The sequence below is a fragment of the Vreelandella glaciei genome (genome assembly GCF_013415125.1).
GTDB lineage: Bacteria > Pseudomonadota > Gammaproteobacteria > Pseudomonadales > Halomonadaceae > Vreelandella > Vreelandella glaciei.
Genome location: NZ_JACCDE010000003.1, coordinates 1 through 19,993 on the forward strand (window position 1 = coordinate 1; position 19,993 = coordinate 19,993).

Consider the following 19,993-nt stretch of genomic DNA (forward strand, 5'->3'; position numbering starts at 1 on the left):
TGCTGTTCAAGGACTAATCGAACAGCTCGCTCCCGGACTTCTGGGGAATATCGTTTTGGTGAGTTCATAACTCCATCCTCTCAAGATATGGAGTCTCCGGTAAAGCCGGGGCGGTTCAATAGCGGATTTCTTTTAAGCGCAAGTTTTGAGGTAATCCCCCCGACAAACCAGGGTGCTCAGAAGTAGAATTTTCCGTAAGCTAAACGAAGGGAGGTTCTGCATGAAAAAATCACGTTTTTCAGACAGCCAAATACTATCGATCCTTAAGCAAGCCGAAGGCGGTCCCCCGGTTCCGGAGCGATGCCGTGAACACGGTATGAGCAGCGCGACCTTCTATAAGTGGCGAGCTAAAACTAAAAGCACAGGACAACGGATGTGCACTAACGTGTGCAGTGGCGCAATCGCATCAAACCGATACTACCCAATCACTCGTTCGACATAGCGAAGCACGTACCACCCCAAGGGGAAAAACGGCACGTGCTTTTCAGCCAACCAGCGCTTCATCATGTCCGCGGGATGGGCAAAGCTCGATATGCTGACAACGGCTGTTATGTCTCTTCGCCGCGAAGCTACAAGCAGTGTGGCTGCAGCACCTACTGAATGGCCAATCAGTGCTGTAGCACGACGGTCATAGTGGCTATTTAACTAGGCGAGTGCAGACTCAATATCCTCTGCAAAACGCGGCATTGAGGAGAATGTATCCTTATCACTGTTGCCATGATTTCGCACGTCAAATATCAGCACATTCCATCCGGCTGCTAGCAACACGGGAACTAACGGCTGTAGAGTGGTACGATTAGAGCCCCAGCCATGGGTCAATAGCGCATGTCCCTTTTGCTCATACGTAGTGATAAACCACCATCCTTCTAATGTGAGCCCATGCGCCGTTGCAAAACGAATGGTTTGTCGATTAGAGGAGTACGCATTCTCCACGGCAATAACTGATTAACGGGTGGGGGTAAGTTGTTGGCGCAGGCGCTGATGAAAACAGTGAAAGAGAATAGCAACCAGTATGCTGGCGATGAGAGTGCTAGCGGCTAATAGCCATAGGTTCATGCCTTATCCTTACTACTCGCTGCCAATGGTAATTCTTCATCGTTAGGAGAGCTGGGTTGGCCCTCTTAAAGCTTAAAAGAGGGTGGGGACGCATGACAAGGCCGCTTAGTCTTGACTGGCGAAACTATCGAACGCCTCAAGGGCTTGGGCAGCATAGGTGAAAGCTGGCCCACCGCCCATATACATACAAACGCCAAGCATCTCCATCACTTCTTCGCGTGTTGCTCCAAGCTCCGCAACAGCTTTTGCGTGGAACGCAATGCACCCATCGCAACGCACGCTAATACCAATTGCTAACGCCATCAATTCTTTGTATTTGTGTGAAAGGACACCGTCTTTATTCGCCCCCTTAGCCATTTGGTTAAAGCCTTTGGCAACATCGGGAATGTCTTTGCCGATATCCTGCATTAGTGCCGAAAGGTCTTGGGTCGTTTTTTGCCAATCTTTATGCATAGCGCTCTCCTTAAAGTGAACTGAGGGTAGTCAGATCAGTGATAGCCTTCTCCCACTTTGACCTTACCGCGAAACACCCAGTAGAACCATGCGGTGTAGGCCAGCACAATGGGAATAACACACAGAAAGCCTATCAACAGAAACAGCTGGGATTCCGGTGCAGAAGAGGCATCCCAAATGGTGTAGTTAGGCGGCACAATCACGGGCCACTTACTTGCAATTAGCCCAAGGTAGGTAAACAGGAAGATGCCAAGAGACATGACGAAAGCGAGGCCTTCATCTTGGCGCTTCATCGTTCGGTAAGCCATGCTTGAGCACACTAAGGTCAGCAGGGGAAAGACCCAAATAAGCTGGAACTGTTCCAGCCAGCGACTATATACCTCAGGGCTAACAAGTGGTGTCCAGGTGCTCACCATGGCAAACACGACCAGTACTGCTAACAACAACTTTGGTGTAATCGCATAGGCCCATTGCTGTACATGCCCCCTCTGTTTTCATAATGAGCCAGGGAGCGCATAGCCTGCCATCAGCCCTAACCCTGTTAGCACTGTGAAAGGCGTTAACCAGTCGAGCGCACCGCCGACATAGCGAAAATCTTCAACGGCAAACCTCTGGATGTAGGCACCTATAACAGCTCCCTGTGCACATGAGGCGCGAAGGTACGGTGCATCACTCTTATATGAGCCGTTTGACTGGGGTTAGCAAACGCTAATCCTTCACGTGCTGTCATTGGTAAGGTCATTCCTTGTCCTGAAAGCTAATCAAATAGCTCAAGGGATGCAAGATGATAAATGCCATAACACTCGTGGCAGCGGCAGCACCTAGCAGCGCTATCCAGTCAAATACTGTTGCTACATAGCCAAGCGTCGAGTGAGTGAGCCAAGGAATCCAGAGTATGGCTGTTAGCCCGATTAATAGGGCTAATAGGTTGGTGAGACGGCTACGGTGGTGAGTGATCTTATAGCCGCGTCGATAAGTGAGCAGGTGCAGGGCGATGATAATGATTAATCCCATTATGAGCAGCCACCTAAAGGGTGCTAAGGCGTACATCAATATGGTCAGCATACCGTTAATGGACATGTCAGCTCTCCTTATGCTTTGCCTTCAAGCACAGCATAGTAAGCGGGTTGAAGCATGCGGTCTTTCATTACCCATACGGCCCAGGACTCTTCAGTGGGATCAATAAAAGGGAATGAAGGCATAAATGCGAAGTTATCGGCGTAACCAAACTCTACCAGCATGGCCTTGCCTATGCCGGTAATCATGGGGCACGAGGTATAACCGCTATGGCTTGCAGGAAGCGCATTCCCTTGCATCACGGCAAGTAGGTTCTCTTCGACTACCGGTGCTTGCGCTTTAACGCTGGCGGCTGTTTTATTAATTGGGGCACCAATCACATCGCCAATGCCAAATACCTCGGGGTAACGGTTGTGCTGCAGCGTGTGGATATCAACATCTAACCACTCGCCTCTAAACGGGCCGTCTTGTGCGATGAGAGCACTCTGTTTGACAAAATCATGGGCACTCATGGGAGGCACGACATGAAGAAAGTCGTAGTCTGCGATGACTGTTGGCTGGTCATCGCGTCTGAATTCAGCTTCTCGAAGTTGGTGGTGGGATGTGAACTCGCTTTCAGGCCCTACAAAAGCAAATTCAGCCTGTTTGGCTTGAGGGTCAATGGCGGAAAGTCGATAGTGGTGGCGTCGGTTAACGCCTTGGCTATCAAAGCGCTGCTTAATGAACTCATCGACCCAAGGTTGAGAGAAAAGACTAGCGCCGGGAGCCATATAGTCCACATCAAAAGCGTCACGTCGCCCGGTGTCTTCTAAACGACTTAGTGTTGTGAATGTCATTTTTAGCGGTGCCCCGGCGCACTTTACGGGTGTTGGGGCCGCGGTAAATATTCCTCTTCCATGACCGCTCTGGAGCCACGTTTGAATGGCCTGGTTAGTGCGTGATGCTCCCTCGATACCTGCATACACACTGCCAATCCCGTGCTGCCCCACCAACGCTGGTGTCATACCATCGATCAAGTGGTAATTGAGCTGAATGCCGGAGGCCACAATTAAGAAATCGTATTCCAGCGTTTCGCCACTGACGAGAGTTATACGCTTGCTGTCAGCATCAATGCTGTCTGCGTAGTCACGCAACCATTTGACTCCTCGTGGAAGAAACTGTGCATTAAGGCGCGTTGTTCTTTCTGCCGCCCATATCCCAGAAGCTACCATTGTCCAGCCCGGTTGGTAGTGGTGAGTTTCGCGAGGTTCCACGAGTGTGATAGTTCCTCCCCGTAGGCGTCTGGCGAGTCGGTTCACCATTGCCATGCCTGCTGCACCGCCACCAACAATCACGATATGTGCTTGTGTTCGCAGAGTGCTAGCAGATAACCCGCTGAACGGTAGTAAGCTACCCACACTCAGCCCAGAGCCAACTTTCAATAACTCTCTTCGTGTCAATAACGGTGATTTTTGCATGGAAGACTCCTTCAGCGCGTGCTGATATATTTCTTTTGGGAATATCCTTATTAAATTACGTGCTTTTTGCGTAAGAAAGCCATAAACATTTTGTCTTACTTAATAGAAATGCCCTTTATAAAAAGTCAGAAGTAGATTTTGAAAATGTATCAATGAGCTTCATCACTCATTCGGTAGGAAGCTCTGCAGCAATTCCCACCGAATGATCCATTAGCTCTGAAAAACGATTCTCAGCTAAACTCGACTAACCCTTACCGGCAAACCCTGGCGCACGCTAGCCCCGCTGATGGGCTCAAGCCAAGTGCCATCCACATCCCTCGTGGGGTCCTTAAAGCCTAGATCGTTGATATTGATACCTGCGCGCATCCAAGGCATATCCGGTTGAGATTCACCGTCGATAATATGTGGCGTTGCGCCTAAATCCAGGTGGCCATAGCCGTGCTCAATGCCCAAGGCACCAGGTATTACGCTTTCACTGACTAGCGCCAACCCGACTACGCTTCCGCCAGGGCTTTCTATGCGAATGGTATCGCCGTGCTGGATACCAAAGCGATCTGCGTCTTGACGGTGCATCTGTATCGGGTTGTAAGGCTTGATCATACGCAGCCGCTCAATGCCGATAGCGTAAGAGTTCATCAGGTTGGATTTGAACGAGAACGCCAACAGCGGCCACTCTTGCTCCGAAAACACCTCGCGCATGGGTTGCTTGTTCGCCAGCTGAGGCAGCTTATGGCAGGGGACGCCGCTATTGGGCAGGCCATTAGTGGTATCAATGCTGGTGCCGACTGATTCGTTGTAAACACATAGCGTTTGCTTCCACTGGTATTTCAATTTTTCACCGATGAAGTGCTCGCTGGCATCTTCAAAGCGTCCACCCCGGGCATAGAGATAGGCGACTCGAGCGCGTTCATCAGTTTTTAGCGTTCGTGCGATTTTAGGCACCAGTGGGGCAATGCCTCCATGGGCAACATCAGCATCGTCGGCTTCTGGCAATGGTTCTTCTTGAAAAGCGATATTGGCCGCGGCCCGCAGATAATAATCCTCTGCGCGATTGAGCGGGTGCAGATTGCCCTGGACATCGGGAATTGCGTTGTCGCCAAAGCCGGGCAGGCCAAGCCGTTTGGCCACAGCGATAAAAAAGCTGTCCATCGACACCGGTTCGCCCTCAGCGGTTTTTTGCTGGCGCGGCTCCACCACGGGCCAGCAGGCGGTGGTCAGCTTGCCTAGGGTGCCTTTCCACGCGCCCGTAAAGCCCCAGACCTCGTACATCACGGAATCAGGCACAATGTAGTCGGCGTAGCGGTTGGTTTCATTGATAAAGCCATCCACGGCAACAAAGAGTCCCAGCCGTTTGGGGTCTTTCAGCTTATCGACAATGACGCCTTTTAGGCCAGCCTGACCGTAAATCGGGTTAGCCATACAGCCAATCACCGCTTTGATGGGGTAAGGATAGCCATCTAGTGCCGAGGGTAGGTGCTCTGTGAGCGTCGGCGGCGCCAGCGAGCGCCACGGCGCTCTAGCCGGGTAAGGGTTTTCGCCTGCGGCGACTTTGCGCTGATACTCGGAAGACTTTTCGTAGGGGAAGCGCGAGCGGGATAGAAATACCCCCTGCGGCGCGCGCTTACCAGGAAAGTTGGCTAAATCGTAGCGTGGGCCCTCGCCGGTACCGCTGTAAGTGCCACCGCCCACGGCGCTGCCACCCTTCATGTTGTAGTTGCCCGCCAGTAGGTTCAGCATTTGCACGCTAAACGCGGCATAGAAACCGTTACCCGACATCATGCCGCCGTGACAGTTAACCGCGGCTTTCCTGCCATGGCTGGCATAGCGGCTGGCCAATTCAATAATCGTCGCCTTTGGAATGCCACAATGTTCTGCGTAGGTGTCTAGGTCGTACTCGTGGGCAGATTCGCTTAGCAACGTCAGGCTGCTTTTGACGGTCACGGTGGTGCCATCGGCAAGCTCAACCGGACGTTCGGCAAAGAGCTCGGCGGTCATCACCTCTTCGCTTAGCGCGAGTTCGCCATTGGCCACTACCACCGGCGAGTCAGCATAGCTACCCGCTTCCGCTAGGCCCAGGTCGCTGGCGCGAAGAAAATAACCTCTGCGCGGGTGTTCATAAGTGTCAATTACCAAATGAGTGGCGTTGGAGTGGGTGGTTTCGCCCGCTGCATCGGCGGCGGCTTTGCCGGGCAGGGCTAGGAAGTTGCTAGCATAGCCCTGGTTGTCAAGTAGCCACTGAATGATTGCCATGGCAAAAGCGCTGTCTGTCCCAGGACGAATAGGCACCCAGCGGTTGTTGTCAGCTGCGTGGGAGGTGGCAGCATTGAGCGCTGGGTCGACCACCACGTACTCCAATGTACCGGCTGCACGGGCTTGGGCAATCAAGCGGCCTTGGCGCTTAAACGGGTTGCCCGCTTGGCTGGGCGCACAGCCGATATACATGATGAACCGTGCGTTTTGGATATCCGGCTTAACGTGGGCGTTGGTGACAATATTGTTCATCACCGCGCCAGATCCCATGCGGAAAGCCAACCCGCAGTAAGCGCCATGGTGACCATAATTGCGGGTAGCAAAGGCATTGAGGGTAAAGCGCTTGAGTAGATCTGAGCGCCCGTAGTCAGTGGCTTCCATCACCATTAATTGGTTGGCCTTGGGGCCATATTCAGGGTTATCAGGGTCGATCAGGGTGTCGTGATCGCGAATATCGCGCAGTCCATCAACGTGGCCTTCGTTAAACAGGTCGCCGCCTTCGCAGATTTCTTCAATGAGTTGCTCAAAGGAGATTTTCTGCCATTGACGGCTACCACGTTTGCCTACTCGTTTTAAACAGTGGTCGACACGGAAAGGGTTGGTAATTTGGCTCATCATGGCGTTGCCACGGGCGCAGGCGGTGGAGCGGTTTGTCTGGCCCTGTTCGCCATAGGCGCTAACACTGCGCAGTGCATCCGCCACCGGTGTACGCATGGGTAAATGGTCGTCGGTGGACAGCGGGTGGTAGGGATTGCCTGATACCCGCAGTACTTCGCCAAGGGCGTCATCGACCCTAACTCTCACGCCGCACCGAGTGGTACAGCCGTAGCAAATAGTGAAGGCGACTCGCTGGCCGGGGGTTAAGGTGAGTTCGCCAGTGTCTAAATCGACTCGATATTCTGGGGTCAGCGAGTTGCCATGAATATGGTGCCTGGGTTTTTCACCCGCGCTACCAGTAATGCCCTTAGCCATTTTTGCCAAAGGGTCGGCATAGCCCACGGCAAAGGTGGCTGCACCACCGGCGACGGCAGCGCCTTTTAGAAAACGGCGGCGTGACGGGTCTTGAGCAGACTTAGACATGACTAGACGCTCCTTTTTTCGCGGTGAGAGAATGAGTAGAAGAAGCATCTTGGGTAGCGTGAGTGGGCGTTGCTATAAGGCCGCCCTGTTGGGCCTGCCGCCAGGGAATAAACAGTTCAATCAGTAGAATAGCGGCGAGCCAGAGGCCGAAGGTGCCAACAATGCCTAAAATACCGGAAGAGCCCGCGGGAATGCCGTAGTGATGAAAGCCTGCGCTGTTGCGGGCCACATGCTGAACATCCATCAGCACCACCCAGCGGAACATCCAGCCCATGTGTATGGCTACGAGGCCTAGCAGCCATGCCCAGGCAAACAGCGCAGGCTGGCTAGAGGTTGGGGCGCCGCGTACCCCTGGCTGGCGCAGGGTAGGGCGAGTCAATAACAACAACACGGCGGCAAAGAGCGCTAAGCCGGTAATCCCTCCCCATAGGGCGGTATTGCGCCACGAGTCGCTATGACGCACGGATTCCAATGCGGCGGCAACAGAGCCTACGTGGGCATTCACGCCATCCAAAAACCAGCTAATTGCAACCAAGCCTGCTAGTGCACAGGTCACTAGCAGCACATACAGCATCTGTCGTATAGCGGTTTGCGAACAAAGCCCACTAACCCGGTTCAGCACTAATACCAGCCCGGAGGCGGCGATAAACCCCGTGGTCGCCAGCATAGGCGGTAGCCATACGGTGTTCCAAAGCGGGCGGGCTTTTACGATTGCAAGCTCCGCACCGGTGTAAAGCATAATGCCGCTGGAAAGCCCCAGCGCAGCCAGACCTACCACGGCGACCAGTGCTCGTGGCGTTATGCCACTGCCCAGTGAAAGCCAAGTAGCTAGCATGCCGCTGAGTCCTGGTGCGCTGCGCTGCGCCTGCAGCGCGGGTCGCCATGCCAGCCAAGCAAGGCCAAGCACGCTAACCAAATAAAGCGGCAGAACAACGCTGCCAATCGACATCCACGAGTGGCTATTGGCGTAAGCGTAGAAGTGCCAGAACCGCAGCGGCTGGTGCAAATCCGCGAGTAGCGCAACGGGCGCTACCAGCGTAGTGCTAACGCAAGCGATTAGCGCCAGACGCGCGGTAGGCAGCCAGGCTTTTTTGCCGAATACCAGTGCTGGGGCGGCTAGCCACAGGCTGGCGTAGGAAACCGCAATCATGAAAAAGTACTGCACCGCCCACGGGTACCAGGCGATGTCATAGCGCGGTGCCAGTAGCTCAATGGTGGAATTCATAGCCCATCTCCTGACCGTGGGGGTCGAGTACTTCCAGCGCGACGGGTTCTGCCGTAGGACGCGTGGTGAAGCGCTCATCCATGCCTAGGTAGAACACCTGAGGAAGGGTGTGTTTTTCGGGTTGTAGCACCATCAATGCATCGCGATGTTCGTAAATCATGCGGCTGATTTGGCTTTGAGGATCGCGCATGTCCCCAATCACGCGGGCACCACCTACGCAGCTCTCAACGCAAGCGGGCAATAGACCGACTTCTAGACGATGGGCGCAGAAGGTGCACTTGTCGGCGGTTTGCGTGCGTTGGTTAATAAAGCGAGCATCGTAGGGGCAGGCGTTAACGCAATAGGCACATCCCACGCAGCGGTCACTATCGACCACCACAATGCCATCCTGCTGCTGGTAAGTGGCTTCTACGGGGCAAACCGGGACGCAGGGCGGGTTTTCACAGTGGTTACACAGCCGGGGCAGCATAAAGGTGGCTAATTCGCCGCTTTCCTGGTGCTGTACTTCATACTGGGAAACCGTGGTGCGGAATTGGCCCAGCGGTGCAGCGTTTTCGATATGACACGACACCGTACAGGCCTGGCAGCCGATGCACTGGCGTAAATCGACAAGCATGCCGTAGCGTTTAGTGGGATCGCCTTCACGGCGGGCAGGTTGCTGATTGATGCCAGCTTGGGCAAGGCTTGAAAACGGTATCAGCGCAGCGCCGGCGCTTAAACGTGCCATTTGACCCAAGAGCGAACGGCGTATTGCGTCCATAGCGCCTCCTTGGCGAATTAAACGGCATTCGCATGGGCGAATGGTCGGAATACGCTTAGGTTACGCCTTTTGTTAAAGGTGAAAATTGATACGTGTCAATGGGTTAGGGTATATCTCTTAATGCTCCCTTAATGTTAAATGGCTAAGTGTTTGTTCTGTATACGGAGTTTCATTTAGCATTAAACAATTGAATGGCGACACGGGTAATTTTTAGCGCACATATATAAAATAGCGCTTGCGCTAATAAACATGGCAAGCGCTATTTCTATGGTCTTGTTTGCTTAATAGACACTATTTAGTTTTGCAGGTAGTGAAGCCTATTAATTTATAAGCTGGGCAGAAGTTAAATAGCCCGGTGGCTAGCGGCAATACGCCGATCCAGCCCCACACCCCGATAGTGCCTGTTAGGGCCAGTACGATCAGTGCAATCCCTATCAGGATGCGTAAGATTTTATCGATACCACCGACGTTGCGACTCATAATTAACTCCTTAATTTAAGTTTGAGTGCTCAAAAACTGTAAACAGGAATGGACGGATCGCGCATCATTTCCGCTATGTGGCCAGGTGCCGCCACACCCACGCCTTCAAGAAGGTCGTCTTCTTCGTTTTCGCTGTTGGGCAGGTAAATGGCACACACATCCACGGTGGCGCCATTATCTAAAAGCATATTAAGCATGCCTTCCGGCTTGACTTGGCCTGCCGGGTTGCTCGGTGGCGTGTTGATAGCTTCCGCACTTGTGTATCCCCCGACGGCCAAATCACCAGCAGCATCACAAAGCAGTATATGCAGGTGAGTGCCTTGCTGCTGCATGGCGTTGGATAGAATCATGGCCATGCCTTGGGTCTGCAGTGAGTCGCTAGTAAGGATAACTAAGGCCTGATCTTCAGTTCCGTTGCTGCCATGGCTGTCAGACATTGAGAAACTAGAGAAACCGATAGCAGCAGTAGCAACTGCCAGTGTCAAGATCGTATTGCTGGTCTTATGTGTAATAGTCATGGGGTCACCTCGTTGGTTTTGATCAGTATCTTGGCCCTGCTGCTCAAGCAGTGACCCATATATCGGACTGTTAATGGGCAGGGCGCCATGCCACATCAGGGTTGATGTCATAGCTCCACGGAAGACCCGAATTGCGCCAGCCATCCTGCGCTCTTACGCCCTGGGAATTACCCTCCTTGAGCTTTTCACCCTCGAAACCGTCGGTCATGGAATAGACTTCGCTGTATCCCATCTCGGCTATCACATCGGCAGCGGGGGCACTGCGGGTGGCACCGGAGCGACACATGACAATGATTGGATCTTCTTTGTTTACGCCCAGCGCTTCTATTTTGGCTCTTACTTGCTCTTCGAAGTCAGCGTTTTTGACTACTGGCCAAGTCTTCGCTTCTTCATCGAAATTATCGCGCTCGGCTATCACCCAGGGCACATGGATATCGGTAGGCTCGGCGAAGCCAGTAAACTTGATCTCAATGGGGTCGCGTACGTCGATAAGTACAGCACGATCGTTATCTTGCATGAGGTCATGAGCCTCAATGGCCGTGACATAGAGACCTAACGTTGTTTCCCGGTAGGCCTCGACTTCGTCTGCAATAGAGGGTGTGGCTCCTAAGGCCATCGTGATTCCGATGACGGTAGCCATTGGCATTAAAGAACTTTTCATAACTATTTCCTCTAACGTAATAACTTAATTTTTATTGTTTGAGGATAGACCTCTTCTCGCTTAAAAACACGAGGCATATGGCCGCAGCTTGATCCATATCAAGCCCATATGATTTTTCGAGGTCGTGAAATGACGTAACGATGAGGGAGTCTTTTTTCTCAATGACAACGACAAGCATTGCTCCATTGTCTAGGCCCCAGAGGAAACAGTTAGCCTTGGTGGATTCAGAAGGAGAAAACTTAAAACAGGATGACAACTCGGATATCTTAAGGCGTTACTGGCGCACAGTACCCAAATCAAGCGCCGCTGTAGGCTGACTTTATGCGGCTACTGGTGACGAGGAATAGCCAGGCTTTGGCTAATCACCTTTTTCATATGGGTATTCGTGGGTTTAGCGTTAAATTGCATCAAACGAGCGCGCCACTATCAACAAGTTTCACAACTAGGTCTTATTGTTGTTAGCTAATGGTAAGGTGCCGTACTCTTTCACCGGCTGGATAGCAAAGTTACTGCGAATATCACTCACCCCGGGTAGGCGAAGCAGTGTACCCGTTAGAAACGCCTCATAAGCCGCCAAGCTAGGCACCACTACCTGCAGTAAAAAATCAGACTCCCCAGAGACTAAGTGCGCAGTAACGACTTCTGGCAGTTTGACTACTGCCTCACGGAAGGCATTAGCCTGCTCTTCATGGTGACGTTCAACCTTGATACCCACAAACACCGTTAGCTCAAGTCCGACACCTCGCCGATCAAGCTCAGCATGGTAACCACGAATAATACCGCTAGCTTCCAAGCGTCGCACTCGGCGTAAACAGGGAGATGGCGACAAGTTTACTTTCTCCGCGAGTTCCACATTCGTTAAACGGGCATCACCTTGGAGCAATGCAAGAATGCGGCGGTCGATAGCGTCTAACTGGCCAATTGGCATGAGTAAGCATTTTCCTATTAACAATTGACACAAAATACCAATAAATATCATTTTTAAAGTCAAAATGGCAAGAAAACGCTCACCCCTTTAAAGGTACCATAGCGCTTGCGAAGACACTATTTGTGGTCTTAAGGAAGCAGCGATGGAAATTGGTCTTTTTATTAGTGCATTAGCCATTGTTTACCTAATTCCTGGTCCCGATATGTTACTTGTGTTGCATACCAGTAGCTCTCAGGGGCGTGGTCATGGGCTAGCCACAGCGCTAGGGCTAGGCATCGCCCGAGGGCTGCATGTGGCATTAGCAGGGTTGGGTCTAGCGGCGCTATTTACCGCCGCCCCGTGGCTATTTGATGTGGTTCGTTACTTGGGCGCAGCTTACTTGGTTTGGGTAGGTGTGCAACTTATCCGTAGTCGGCATAGCGCTGATAGTAATCATCACCAAGCATCACTCAATGGCAGCTATTATCTAGCTTGGCGTCGAGGGCTTCTAACTAATTTGCTGAACCCGAAATCGCTGCTTTTTTGTTCGGTGTTACTGCCCCAATTTATACATACCCAGCAAGGCGCCGTCGCACTTCAGTTCACTTTACTGGGGTCGGTGCTAGTGGGGGTGGGGCTGCTCTATGATGTGCTATATGCTTGCCTGGGAGCGCAGATGCAACGCTGGTTTGCCAGCCAGCGCAAACGGCAAATATTTCAGCGATGGGTGTTTGGAACGCTGCTTATTGGCTTTGCGCTGCGGTTAGCCGCTTAAAATTGCTATCCTAGTGTAATAAAGCCCCGCAAGCAGACGCAGGACTTGGCCGCCTAGAGGAATGAGGCTGATCAGGGAGGGAGGTTAGTTATTTTAGTCATTTCCTTAATCGCCTGGGCCACACTCCATACAGTGCTCAGTAATGGCAGGCCCTTGTTGAAGATTTGCCTGTAAATCGCGCAACCCTGACCTTAAACCCTCTTCAAGTACCGGATGGTAAAAGGGCATAGCGAGCATCTGGCTGACGGTTAGCTTTTGCTCCAGTGCCCAGGCAAGCAAATGGGCTATGTGCTCAACCTGGGGTCCGAATAGCTCCGCGCCTAAAAACTGTCCGCTGCCGTGCTCCGCATATAGCTCGAAATAACCTTTATTTTCCCCCATGACCAGTGCACGGCCTTGATCAGCAAAGGAAACTCCGCCTTCAGCGATGCAGCCACAGCCGCCATAACGAGTGTCTAACGTAGTGCGACTCTCACCCACAATTGCCATCTGGGGTTCGGTAAATACAATCGCCAGGGGGACGTTACGCTGACCCACTTGCACATCATCCAAATGAGCGGCATTTCGACCTGCGATTTTGCCTTCTGTGATGGCTTCGTGCAGTAGCGGTACCGACTGATTTGCATCACCTGCGATAAAAATATGGCTGGGTGTGTTTTGTGTACTTAGGCATTGCAAAGTAAAGCGATTAAATTCAGGTACGCCGTGTTTATTCAGCTTGAGTCCGGCCTGCTCGATGGCTAGCTGATCCACGTTGGGCCGACGCCCTGTTGCGGCAAGGACATACTCGAATGTTTCGGTGAGTTTTTGCCCCCGGTCACGTTCGAAAAACGTAATGGCAACGGCGTTATCGGTCTGTTCAATCTTGTCGAGATTGGCATCAGCATCCAGATACAGCTCGCGATTGAATGTCTCGTCCGCCAGTTGCCGGAGTTTTTCAGATTGAAAAGGCCCAATCGCACCCCCCACGCCAAACGTGCGAGTTTTCACACCTAATCGGCTAAGCGCTTGACCAAGCTCCATGCCAATAACGCCAGGGCCGATCACAGCGACTGATGCAGGCAACGTTTCCCAGTTGAACACGTCATCATTAATGATTAACCGATTGCCAGCGCCTTCCAGCAGTTTTGGCCATGTGGGCCGCGAACCCGTGGCAATGATGATGGCCTCAGCGGTGAGCCGGGTATGCTCATCTATGACCAATGTATGTGGATCTATAAAACGCGCGTGGCCACGCAGTAGGTTGGATTCAGGAATCGTTTTCATCGATTTCATTACATTACTGACGAAGCGATCGCGCTCATGTTTGACTCTTGCCATCACAGCTTCGCCTTTGATCACTACCTGTTTGACAGTGATACCAAACATCTCCGCTTTGCGCGCGTTGTGTGCTGCATTGGCAGCGGCGATGAGTAGCTTAGAGGGCATGCAACCCACGCGGGCGCAGGTCGTGCCATAGGTGCCCGCTTCTATCAGTACTACCTCATCGGTATGCTTGCGTGCGGCGTGCCACGCGCTAAGGCCGGCGCTACCTGCACCAATAATGGCTATCTTGGCGTGTCGCTGTTGCATGACGTTGTCTCCTCTCGTTGTGTTGGCAAGAGTGGTGAGTTGGCTTCGGCGGGATGGGCCAGTGCCTGCCAAGCATCAAAAGTCGTAAAAAACACCTGTCCGGTTAGCTCGCGGCAGAAGTCAGTGTGTTGTAACCGATCCATCACTGGCCCTTTTACTTCCGCTAGGTGCAGCTTGGCGCCTGAATCGTTTAGTCGCGCGTTGATCGCCTCTAAGCTTTCGAGCGCAGACGCATCAATCACGTTAACTGCTTGGCAAGTCAGCACAATATGCTTAAGCGAGGGTGAGCGGGCGGCCAAGGCCATGACGGTGTCTTCCAAATAACGGGCATTGGCGAAGTATAGGCTTTCATCGATGCGCAGCATCGCAACGTTCTCATCGGTTTCGACCTGATGGCGCTTGACGTTACGAAAGTGCTCGGTGCCCGGCACGCGGCCAATCACCGCGCTGTGGGGCTGGCTGGTACGGTATAGATGCAGCCCAAGCGAGAGCACTACGCCGCTTATAATGCCTAGCTCCACGCTGTGCAGCAGAGTGAGCAGTAGGGTGGCCACCATGGCCAAGCCATCGCTACGGGAGTATTGCCAAGTACGTTTCACCGCCGGTAGGTCAATTAGCGTGCCGACCGCCACAATAATGGTAGCTGCCAGGGTCGCTGTGGGTAAGAATGCCAGTAGGTCGGTTAGCAGTAGTGTGGAAAGCATAATGCCCAGCGCCGTGAATGCTCCGGCCAGCGGTGTTGCCGCGCCTGCTTCAAAGTTGACTACCGAGCGGGAAAACCCGCCAGACACCGGCGAACCGCCGCTGATACCAGCGCCCAGATTAGCCATGCCTAGTGCAATTAACTCTTGATTAGGATCTATACGCTGGCGGCGCTTGGCAGCCAGTGTTTGCGCCACCGATACCGATTCCACAAAGCCCACCAGGCTAATCAGCAGTGCTGCGGGTAATAAGCTAAGCCACAGCGATTGTTCCAGGTTGGGCAGTGCAAGGGCAGGTAGACCGCTGGGTACCGCACCAACTAGTGCTACCCCACGCTGCTCTAGGTTTAGCCCCCAGGCCAGCAATGTGGTGGCAATCACCGCTGAGATCGGAGCGGCTTTCACGATGAGCCCGGCAATGCTGGCAGAAACACCGATAGCCGTCAGCCACGTATTTAACCGCTTGCGGCACACCAGCAGAAAGCTCCACACTCCTAGTCCGATCAGCAGTGTCGTTATATTGACCTGCTGCCATTGGCTCAGTAGCGCCCCCATAAGGTCAATGATGTTATGGCCAGAGGCTTCTACGCCGAGGATATGTCGAAGCTGGCTAATCGCAATGAGTATGCCCGAAGCCGTTATAAATCCCGAAATTACCGGATGGCTCAAGAAATTAACTAAAAAGCCTAGCCGCAGCACACCCATGGCGATCAATATCAGACCTGAAAGCGCCGCCAACACCAACGCTGCCCCAATGTATTCCGGGCTACCAGGGGAAGCAAAATTACTCAGCGCTGAAGCGGTCATTAGTGCCGCTACGGCGACAGGCCCCACCGCTAAGCTAGCGCTGGTACCAAAAATGGCATACAGAACCAGTGGCAGCATGCTGGCATAGAGGCCCATTTCCGGCGGTAGCCCCGCCAAAAGAGCGTAGGCCAGCGCCTGCGGCACCAGCATTAGCGTCACAATTATCGCGGCTAGAGCATCCCGAGAGAGCAGCTTCCGGTTATAGCTGCGTAGCCAGCCGAACAGTGGCACCCAACGCTCAATGCTCATGTGACGTACTCGCCTGCTGATATAGTGTCATCACGACTAATGTCGTCGCACGGTTAGGTTGGTTGATCTTCGAGCCCTCGCCGATGCTCTTCCAAATCGAAGCCTGCTGCTTTTGCAGCGGTAAATAGTTCAGCCAGATCGCACTGCTCCGCTTGACGCTTAGCGTAGGCCCATAGATGGGTAGCCCGCTTACCGGTGCGGCAGAAAGCCAAAATAGGCCGGGGAAGTTGCTTTAGCGCCTCAGCAAAGGCGGCAATATCCGCTTGGCTGTAGTCACCGGGAGTAACCGGAATGTGCGCCCACTGAAGGCCAATCTCTGTGGCTTTTCGACGGTAGGCCTCTTCACCCGGAAACTCAGCGCTTTCTCCAGGCTTGCAGTTACAAATAACCGTCTTGAAGCCTTTTGCTTTTACTTGCTCAAGCTCTTCTACCGTGAGCGCCGAGGTAATCTCGACATCGGTTTCTAAAGGCTGCGTTTGCATGGCCATGCTCCTTCTATCGTAGAGGTTCTGAAAGTTAGTGGTTTATTAATCCCAAGCGGCGCCTTCCAGGGCATCCAGCGGAATTTTTAAGTAGCGCTTACCATTAGCTTCCGGCTCCGGCAGTCTTCCACCACGCGTGTTGACCTGTAGAGCGTGCAAAATCAGTTTGGGCATGGGCAATTCACTATCGCGCTTGTGGCGTAGAGAGATGTAATCCGTTTCACTCATGTTGACTAAATGCGGGTTATGTTCAAGCTGCTCAGCGACCGTACTTTCCCACTGGGGCTCGCGGTCATCGGGCATATAGTCGTGGCCGGTAAACAGCCGTGTGTTAGCGGGCAGCGATAGAATCTGCTGAATGGAGTGCCACAATACCTTGGCATCCCCACCGGGGAAATCTGCCCGTGCGGTACCAAAGTCTGGCTGGAATAGAGTGTCGTGCACGAAGGCCGTATCGCCAATCACATAGGTAATCGAGGCCAGCGTATGGCCGGGCGAGTACAGTACGCGAGCATTCAGTTCACCGATGTTAAAGGTGGCGCCTTCACTAAACAGTGTGTCCCACTGGCGGCCATCGGTAGGCATTTCTGGCCAGTGATAGATCTCCTTCCACAGCGTCTGCACTTTGGTGACATGCTGCCCAATAGCCGTGGGAGCACCTGTCTTTTCTTTTAAATAGTGTGCCGCAGAGAAGTGGTCGGCGTGGGGGTGGGTATCGAGAATCCACACTACCGACAGTCCCTCTTTTTCGATATAGGCTAGCAGTTCATCGGCGCAATGGGTCGCGGTCGCGCCGGACTTTTCGTCAAAATCCAATACGGGGTCGATAATCGCACACTGCTTGGTGGCGGGGTCGCTCACCACGTACTGGATGCTAAAGGTACGTGGGTCAAAAAAGCCGGCGACATCGGGCGTGCCTGTTCCGGTGTGCTTTGAAAGCTTAAAAGTATTCATACGTAGTCCTCCTAAGATGTGAGGTATATCAGGATAAGGAGCTTCCAGCATTAAAGTGCCTTTTTGCAGAAGTACCAGTCGGTGTATTCATAGCCTGCTGATTTACGAGCTTCCGCATCTTGCGAGGTGTGGGGTGGTGGAACGATGACCGGCTGGCCGGGCAACCAGGCTTCCGGTGTCGCCACCCCATGCTCATCGCTTGTTTGTAAGGACTTAACCAGGCGAAGCACTTCTTCCACCGAGCGACCGTTAGTCATCGGGTAGTACAACATGGCACGCAGCACACCCTCTGGGTCAATCACAAAAGTAGCGCGAACCGCAGCGGTGTCGCTGACACCTGGCTGAATCATTCCGTAGGCATTTGCCACTTTCATGTTGAGATCAGCAATAATCGGAAAGGTAATCTCAACGCCGAAGTTATCTTTAATGCTGCGTGTCCATGCGATGTGCGAGTGAATGCTATCGATGGAAAGACCCAACAACTCCGTGTTGACCTCTTTGAACTGTTCTGCGTAATTCGCAAATGCCGAAAATTCCGTGGTGCACACTGGGGTAAAGTCCGACGGGTGGGCGAATAAAACCAGCCATTTACCTAAATAGTCAGTGAGTGACTTTTCACCATGAGTGGTTTTCGCGGTAAAAGCCGGTGCTGGACGATTAATTTGTGGCATTACGGGTTGGAAGGTTTCATTAGACATGTCGAATTCCTGAGAAGTGAATTTTTCTTTCAGGAATAAAGATAGATCATTTTGTTATCAATAGATAATAGTATGGCATTATGGAGTTGATAGGGAGCCCTTGGCAGTTTCCGGTGTTCCTTATGGTTATCTCCGCTCCCCCGGTGACTCGCAGCCAAGCCTGCTCCCGCCCAAGCAGCGGTTATCCCGTCGTTTGCTGGTATGGCATTGCGATTGCCCTGCACACGGCATCCCTTGCAGCCCGCGTTTACGCCTCGGGTGGCGATTCCAATATGTATCAGCGCTTGGCCTACACCGATCTAATGCGACCAGTCCGCAATGCGGAGCTACTGGCGAGCGTGCTCTCTTATTGCTTAGGGCGAAAGGCGGCCTTCCTATGTGTACGGCTATGGCCAACAATGCTGAGAGAAACAATACTTGAGACGCGGGTTGGCCAATCTCTCCGCAGTCGATAGCTGCCTGCTTGACATAAACTCGGCTTTGAAGCGATTCGCTAAGACGATTAGCTTACCAAACCAATTCAGATTAGTGATCATCACCCCGGTTGCGGAATTCACGATTTTTCTTATTAATTACTACGCATTAGGCATACATTTATGCGAGATTAGCGGCCAATCATTAACGGCCGCCGTTGCTGCGTTTGAGAGGTTTCATGTTTTTAAAGCTTCTTTTGTGGGCCAGCCGAGTGCTGGTTCTTTTAATGGTGGTGGTATGTCTTCTACCTTTGTTACCCAGTGGTGAGTGGTGGGTCAGGCTGTGGGATTTCCCTCGTTTGCAGTTAACCGCCGCGTTGGTGTTTCCGCTTCTTCTGTTAGCTATCCATGCGTGGCTCAAGCGCCCACGAAAAGAGCATGCCGTCTGGGTAGCCGTTATCCTGGCCATTGCTGGGTGGCACCTTTACCACATCTTGCCCTTTACCCCCGTTTGGCCCACCGAGGTTCCGTCGGCGGAAATGCGGTCCGATGACAACCGGACAGCGTTAAAAGTGCTGACCGCCAATATTACTTTCAAAAACGATCATTACTCCGAATTGATAGAGATGGTGCGGCGTGAGGATCCCGATCTCTTACTGTTGATTGAAGTTGATAGCGCGTGGGAAGAAGGGCTGGCACCGCTGGACGACTATTACGATTATCGGGTGGGAGAGGTGCGTGATGAAGGCCAGGGACTGGTGCTTTGGTCGCGTTATCCGTTTTTGGAGGAGCAGGTGGAACACTTAGTTTCTGAGCGCAGACCGTCGGTTTTCGCCACCCTTGATGTGCCAGGCATGGGTGCCGTGCGGTTTGTTGGCGCTCATCCTGTACCCCCCGGCCTTGAAGAAGATATCGAGAGCGAGGATGCCGAGGCAAGACGGGACAGCCGCGAACGCGATGCGGAACTTATGCTGATAGCCGAGCATGTGCAAGAAGACCCGGATAATCGCTGGATCGTCACCGGCGATTTTAACGATGTGGGCTGGTCGCATACCACGCGGCTGTTTGCCGATTTGAGCGATCTAAAAGACCCCCGTCGTGGCCGACGATTGCTGAGTACTTACCATTCGGCGTACCCGTTTTGGCGCTACCCAATCGACCATCTGTTCGTCTCTGACGGGCTTCATCTGGTTGAGCTTGAACGTGTCAAAGTGATTGGCTCCGACCACTTCGGCATCGTTACGACACTTGCCGTTGGGCGTAAAGACCAGGAAAAGCCCGAAGCGTCAGAAGAAGAAGAGGAAGAGGCCCAGGAAATGGTTGAAGAAGGAGAAGAAGACGCCGCCGAGCATGACGCGGGTGCTTCAGAGTAGAGCAGCTATGGTTAAGCTAACTGCTTGATCTGGCATAGTGTTAATCATAGGCTCCCTAGTATTTAGCTATAGTGTAGATAACTCTCTACTTACAGATAGGTTTAT

General features: G+C 52.7%; 19 protein-coding genes and 1 pseudogene. 4 read left to right on the plus strand and 16 right to left on the minus strand.

What is annotated here, in order from left to right; translation table 11 throughout:
- Positions 1 to 220 precede the first annotated feature (220 nt).
- Complete coding sequence (locus HZS80_RS23940) at positions 221 to 442, plus strand: transposase (protein WP_340162605.1); 222 nt, start codon at positions 221 to 223, stop codon at positions 440 to 442.
- 719 nt (positions 443 to 1,161) lie between these two features.
- Here HZS80_RS23940 and HZS80_RS02485 read toward each other — a convergent pair.
- From HZS80_RS02485 to HZS80_RS02535, 11 genes and pseudogenes are all read right to left on the minus strand, one after another.
- On the minus strand, positions 1,162 to 1,509 hold the full coding sequence (locus HZS80_RS02485) for a carboxymuconolactone decarboxylase family protein (RefSeq protein ID WP_179915082.1): 348 nt from the start codon (positions 1,507 to 1,509) through the stop codon (positions 1,162 to 1,164).
- 35 nt (positions 1,510 to 1,544) lie between these two features.
- Positions 1,545 to 2,162, minus strand: a pseudogene (locus tag HZS80_RS02490) (cytochrome d ubiquinol oxidase subunit II); the annotation flags it as partial.
- Positions 2,163 to 2,247: 85 nt separating this feature from the next.
- On the minus strand, positions 2,248 to 2,589 hold the full coding sequence (locus HZS80_RS02495; RefSeq protein ID WP_179915083.1) for a DUF5368 family protein: 342 nt from the start codon (positions 2,587 to 2,589) through the stop codon (positions 2,248 to 2,250).
- Positions 2,590 to 2,600: 11 nt separating this feature from the next.
- The gene (locus tag HZS80_RS02500; RefSeq protein ID WP_179915084.1) at positions 2,601 to 3,983 is read right to left on the minus strand and encodes an NAD(P)/FAD-dependent oxidoreductase; all 1,383 of its coding nucleotides are present in this window, start codon (positions 3,981 to 3,983) and stop codon (positions 2,601 to 2,603) included.
- A 234-nt stretch (positions 3,984 to 4,217) separates the two neighbouring features.
- Positions 4,218 to 7,313, minus strand: a complete 3,096-nt coding sequence (locus HZS80_RS02505) for a molybdopterin dinucleotide binding domain-containing protein (RefSeq protein WP_179915085.1) — start codon at positions 7,311 to 7,313, stop codon at positions 4,218 to 4,220.
- Positions 7,306 to 8,538, minus strand: a complete 1,233-nt coding sequence (gene nrfD / locus HZS80_RS02510; RefSeq protein WP_179915086.1) for an NrfD/PsrC family molybdoenzyme membrane anchor subunit — start codon at positions 8,536 to 8,538, stop codon at positions 7,306 to 7,308. Before nrfD ends, HZS80_RS02505 begins: the two co-directional genes overlap by 8 nt.
- Positions 8,522 to 9,298, minus strand: coding sequence for a sulfate reduction electron transfer complex DsrMKJOP subunit DsrO (gene dsrO, locus HZS80_RS02515; RefSeq protein WP_035558060.1), 777 nt, complete (start codon positions 9,296 to 9,298; stop codon positions 8,522 to 8,524). Before dsrO ends, nrfD begins: the two co-directional genes overlap by 17 nt.
- 291 nt (positions 9,299 to 9,589) lie before the next feature.
- On the minus strand, positions 9,590 to 9,778 hold the full coding sequence (locus HZS80_RS02520; protein ID WP_035558063.1) for a YgaP family membrane protein: 189 nt from the start codon (positions 9,776 to 9,778) through the stop codon (positions 9,590 to 9,592).
- 29 nt (positions 9,779 to 9,807) lie between these two features.
- Positions 9,808 to 10,296, minus strand: a complete 489-nt coding sequence (locus tag HZS80_RS02525) for a DsrE family protein (protein ID WP_340162606.1) — start codon at positions 10,294 to 10,296, stop codon at positions 9,808 to 9,810.
- Positions 10,297 to 10,366: 70 nt separating this feature from the next.
- Positions 10,367 to 10,957, minus strand: a complete 591-nt coding sequence (locus HZS80_RS02530) for a rhodanese-like domain-containing protein (RefSeq protein WP_035558067.1) — start codon at positions 10,955 to 10,957, stop codon at positions 10,367 to 10,369.
- Positions 10,958 to 11,399: 442 nt separating this feature from the next.
- A complete protein-coding gene (locus HZS80_RS02535) occupies positions 11,400 to 11,885 on the minus strand; it encodes an Lrp/AsnC family transcriptional regulator (RefSeq protein WP_035558070.1) in 486 nt (161 codons plus the stop codon).
- Positions 11,886 to 12,027: 142 nt separating this feature from the next.
- Between HZS80_RS02535 and HZS80_RS02540 the strand changes: the two genes are divergently transcribed.
- The gene (locus HZS80_RS02540; protein ID WP_179915087.1) at positions 12,028 to 12,639 is read left to right on the plus strand and encodes a LysE family translocator; all 612 of its coding nucleotides are present in this window, start codon (positions 12,028 to 12,030) and stop codon (positions 12,637 to 12,639) included.
- Between the two features lie 105 nt (positions 12,640 to 12,744).
- Here HZS80_RS02540 and HZS80_RS02545 read toward each other — a convergent pair whose 3' ends face one another.
- The 5 genes from HZS80_RS02545 to HZS80_RS02565 are packed head-to-tail and all read right to left on the minus strand — an operon-like array spanning position 12,745 to position 18,102.
- On the minus strand, positions 12,745 to 14,211 hold the full coding sequence (locus HZS80_RS02545) for a dihydrolipoyl dehydrogenase (protein WP_179915088.1): 1,467 nt from the start codon (positions 14,209 to 14,211) through the stop codon (positions 12,745 to 12,747).
- On the minus strand, positions 14,187 to 15,968 hold the full coding sequence (locus tag HZS80_RS02550) for a SulP family inorganic anion transporter (protein ID WP_035558080.1): 1,782 nt from the start codon (positions 15,966 to 15,968) through the stop codon (positions 14,187 to 14,189). Before HZS80_RS02550 ends, HZS80_RS02545 begins: the two co-directional genes overlap by 25 nt.
- Before the next feature lie 53 nt (positions 15,969 to 16,021).
- Positions 16,022 to 16,450: a protein tyrosine phosphatase family protein gene (locus tag HZS80_RS02555; protein WP_035558083.1), complete on the minus strand. Its 429-nt coding sequence runs from the start codon at positions 16,448 to 16,450 to the stop codon at positions 16,022 to 16,024.
- A 45-nt stretch (positions 16,451 to 16,495) separates the two neighbouring features.
- Positions 16,496 to 17,404: an MBL fold metallo-hydrolase gene (locus HZS80_RS02560; RefSeq protein ID WP_179915089.1), complete on the minus strand. Its 909-nt coding sequence runs from the start codon at positions 17,402 to 17,404 to the stop codon at positions 16,496 to 16,498.
- Positions 17,405 to 17,454: 50 nt separating this feature from the next.
- A complete protein-coding gene (locus HZS80_RS02565; protein ID WP_179915090.1) occupies positions 17,455 to 18,102 on the minus strand; it encodes a peroxiredoxin in 648 nt (215 codons plus the stop codon).
- A 122-nt stretch (positions 18,103 to 18,224) separates the two neighbouring features.
- On the opposite strand from HZS80_RS02565, the gene HZS80_RS02570 reads away from it, so the two are divergent.
- Both HZS80_RS02570 and HZS80_RS02575 read left to right on the plus strand, forming a co-directional pair.
- The gene (locus HZS80_RS02570) at positions 18,225 to 18,557 is read left to right on the plus strand and encodes a hypothetical protein (protein WP_179915091.1); all 333 of its coding nucleotides are present in this window, start codon (positions 18,225 to 18,227) and stop codon (positions 18,555 to 18,557) included.
- 197 nt (positions 18,558 to 18,754) lie between these two features.
- On the plus strand, positions 18,755 to 19,888 hold the full coding sequence (locus HZS80_RS02575) for an endonuclease/exonuclease/phosphatase family protein (protein WP_179915092.1): 1,134 nt from the start codon (positions 18,755 to 18,757) through the stop codon (positions 19,886 to 19,888).
- Positions 19,889 to 19,993: the final 105 nt, after the last annotated feature.

Coding starts and splice junctions, on each gene's coding strand:
- HZS80_RS23940 (WP_340162605.1), top strand. CDS start 221: ATGAAAAAATCACGTTTTTCAGACAGCCAAATACTATCGATCCTTAAG.
- HZS80_RS02485 (WP_179915082.1), bottom strand. CDS start 1,509: ATGCATAAAGATTGGCAAAAAACGACCCAAGACCTTTCGGCACTAATG.
- HZS80_RS02495 (WP_179915083.1), bottom strand. CDS start 2,589: ATGTCCATTAACGGTATGCTGACCATATTGATGTACGCCTTAGCACCC.
- HZS80_RS02500 (WP_179915084.1), bottom strand. CDS start 3,983: ATGCAAAAATCACCGTTATTGACACGAAGAGAGTTATTGAAAGTTGGC.
- HZS80_RS02505 (WP_179915085.1), bottom strand. CDS start 7,313: ATGTCTAAGTCTGCTCAAGACCCGTCACGCCGCCGTTTTCTAAAAGGC.
- nrfD (WP_179915086.1), bottom strand. CDS start 8,538: ATGAATTCCACCATTGAGCTACTGGCACCGCGCTATGACATCGCCTGG.
- dsrO (WP_035558060.1), bottom strand. CDS start 9,298: ATGGACGCAATACGCCGTTCGCTCTTGGGTCAAATGGCACGTTTAAGC.
- HZS80_RS02520 (WP_035558063.1), bottom strand. CDS start 9,778: ATGAGTCGCAACGTCGGTGGTATCGATAAAATCTTACGCATCCTGATA.
- HZS80_RS02525 (WP_340162606.1), bottom strand. CDS start 10,296: ATGACTATTACACATAAGACCAGCAATACGATCTTGACACTGGCAGTT.
- HZS80_RS02530 (WP_035558067.1), bottom strand. CDS start 10,957: ATGAAAAGTTCTTTAATGCCAATGGCTACCGTCATCGGAATCACGATG.
- HZS80_RS02535 (WP_035558070.1), bottom strand. CDS start 11,885: ATGCCAATTGGCCAGTTAGACGCTATCGACCGCCGCATTCTTGCATTG.
- HZS80_RS02540 (WP_179915087.1), top strand. CDS start 12,028: ATGGAAATTGGTCTTTTTATTAGTGCATTAGCCATTGTTTACCTAATT.
- HZS80_RS02545 (WP_179915088.1), bottom strand. CDS start 14,211: ATGCAACAGCGACACGCCAAGATAGCCATTATTGGTGCAGGTAGCGCC.
- HZS80_RS02550 (WP_035558080.1), bottom strand. CDS start 15,968: ATGAGCATTGAGCGTTGGGTGCCACTGTTCGGCTGGCTACGCAGCTAT.
- HZS80_RS02555 (WP_035558083.1), bottom strand. CDS start 16,450: ATGCAAACGCAGCCTTTAGAAACCGATGTCGAGATTACCTCGGCGCTC.
- HZS80_RS02560 (WP_179915089.1), bottom strand. CDS start 17,404: ATGAATACTTTTAAGCTTTCAAAGCACACCGGAACAGGCACGCCCGAT.
- HZS80_RS02565 (WP_179915090.1), bottom strand. CDS start 18,102: ATGTCTAATGAAACCTTCCAACCCGTAATGCCACAAATTAATCGTCCA.
- HZS80_RS02570 (WP_179915091.1), top strand. CDS start 18,225: ATGGTTATCTCCGCTCCCCCGGTGACTCGCAGCCAAGCCTGCTCCCGC.
- HZS80_RS02575 (WP_179915092.1), top strand. CDS start 18,755: ATGTTTTTAAAGCTTCTTTTGTGGGCCAGCCGAGTGCTGGTTCTTTTA.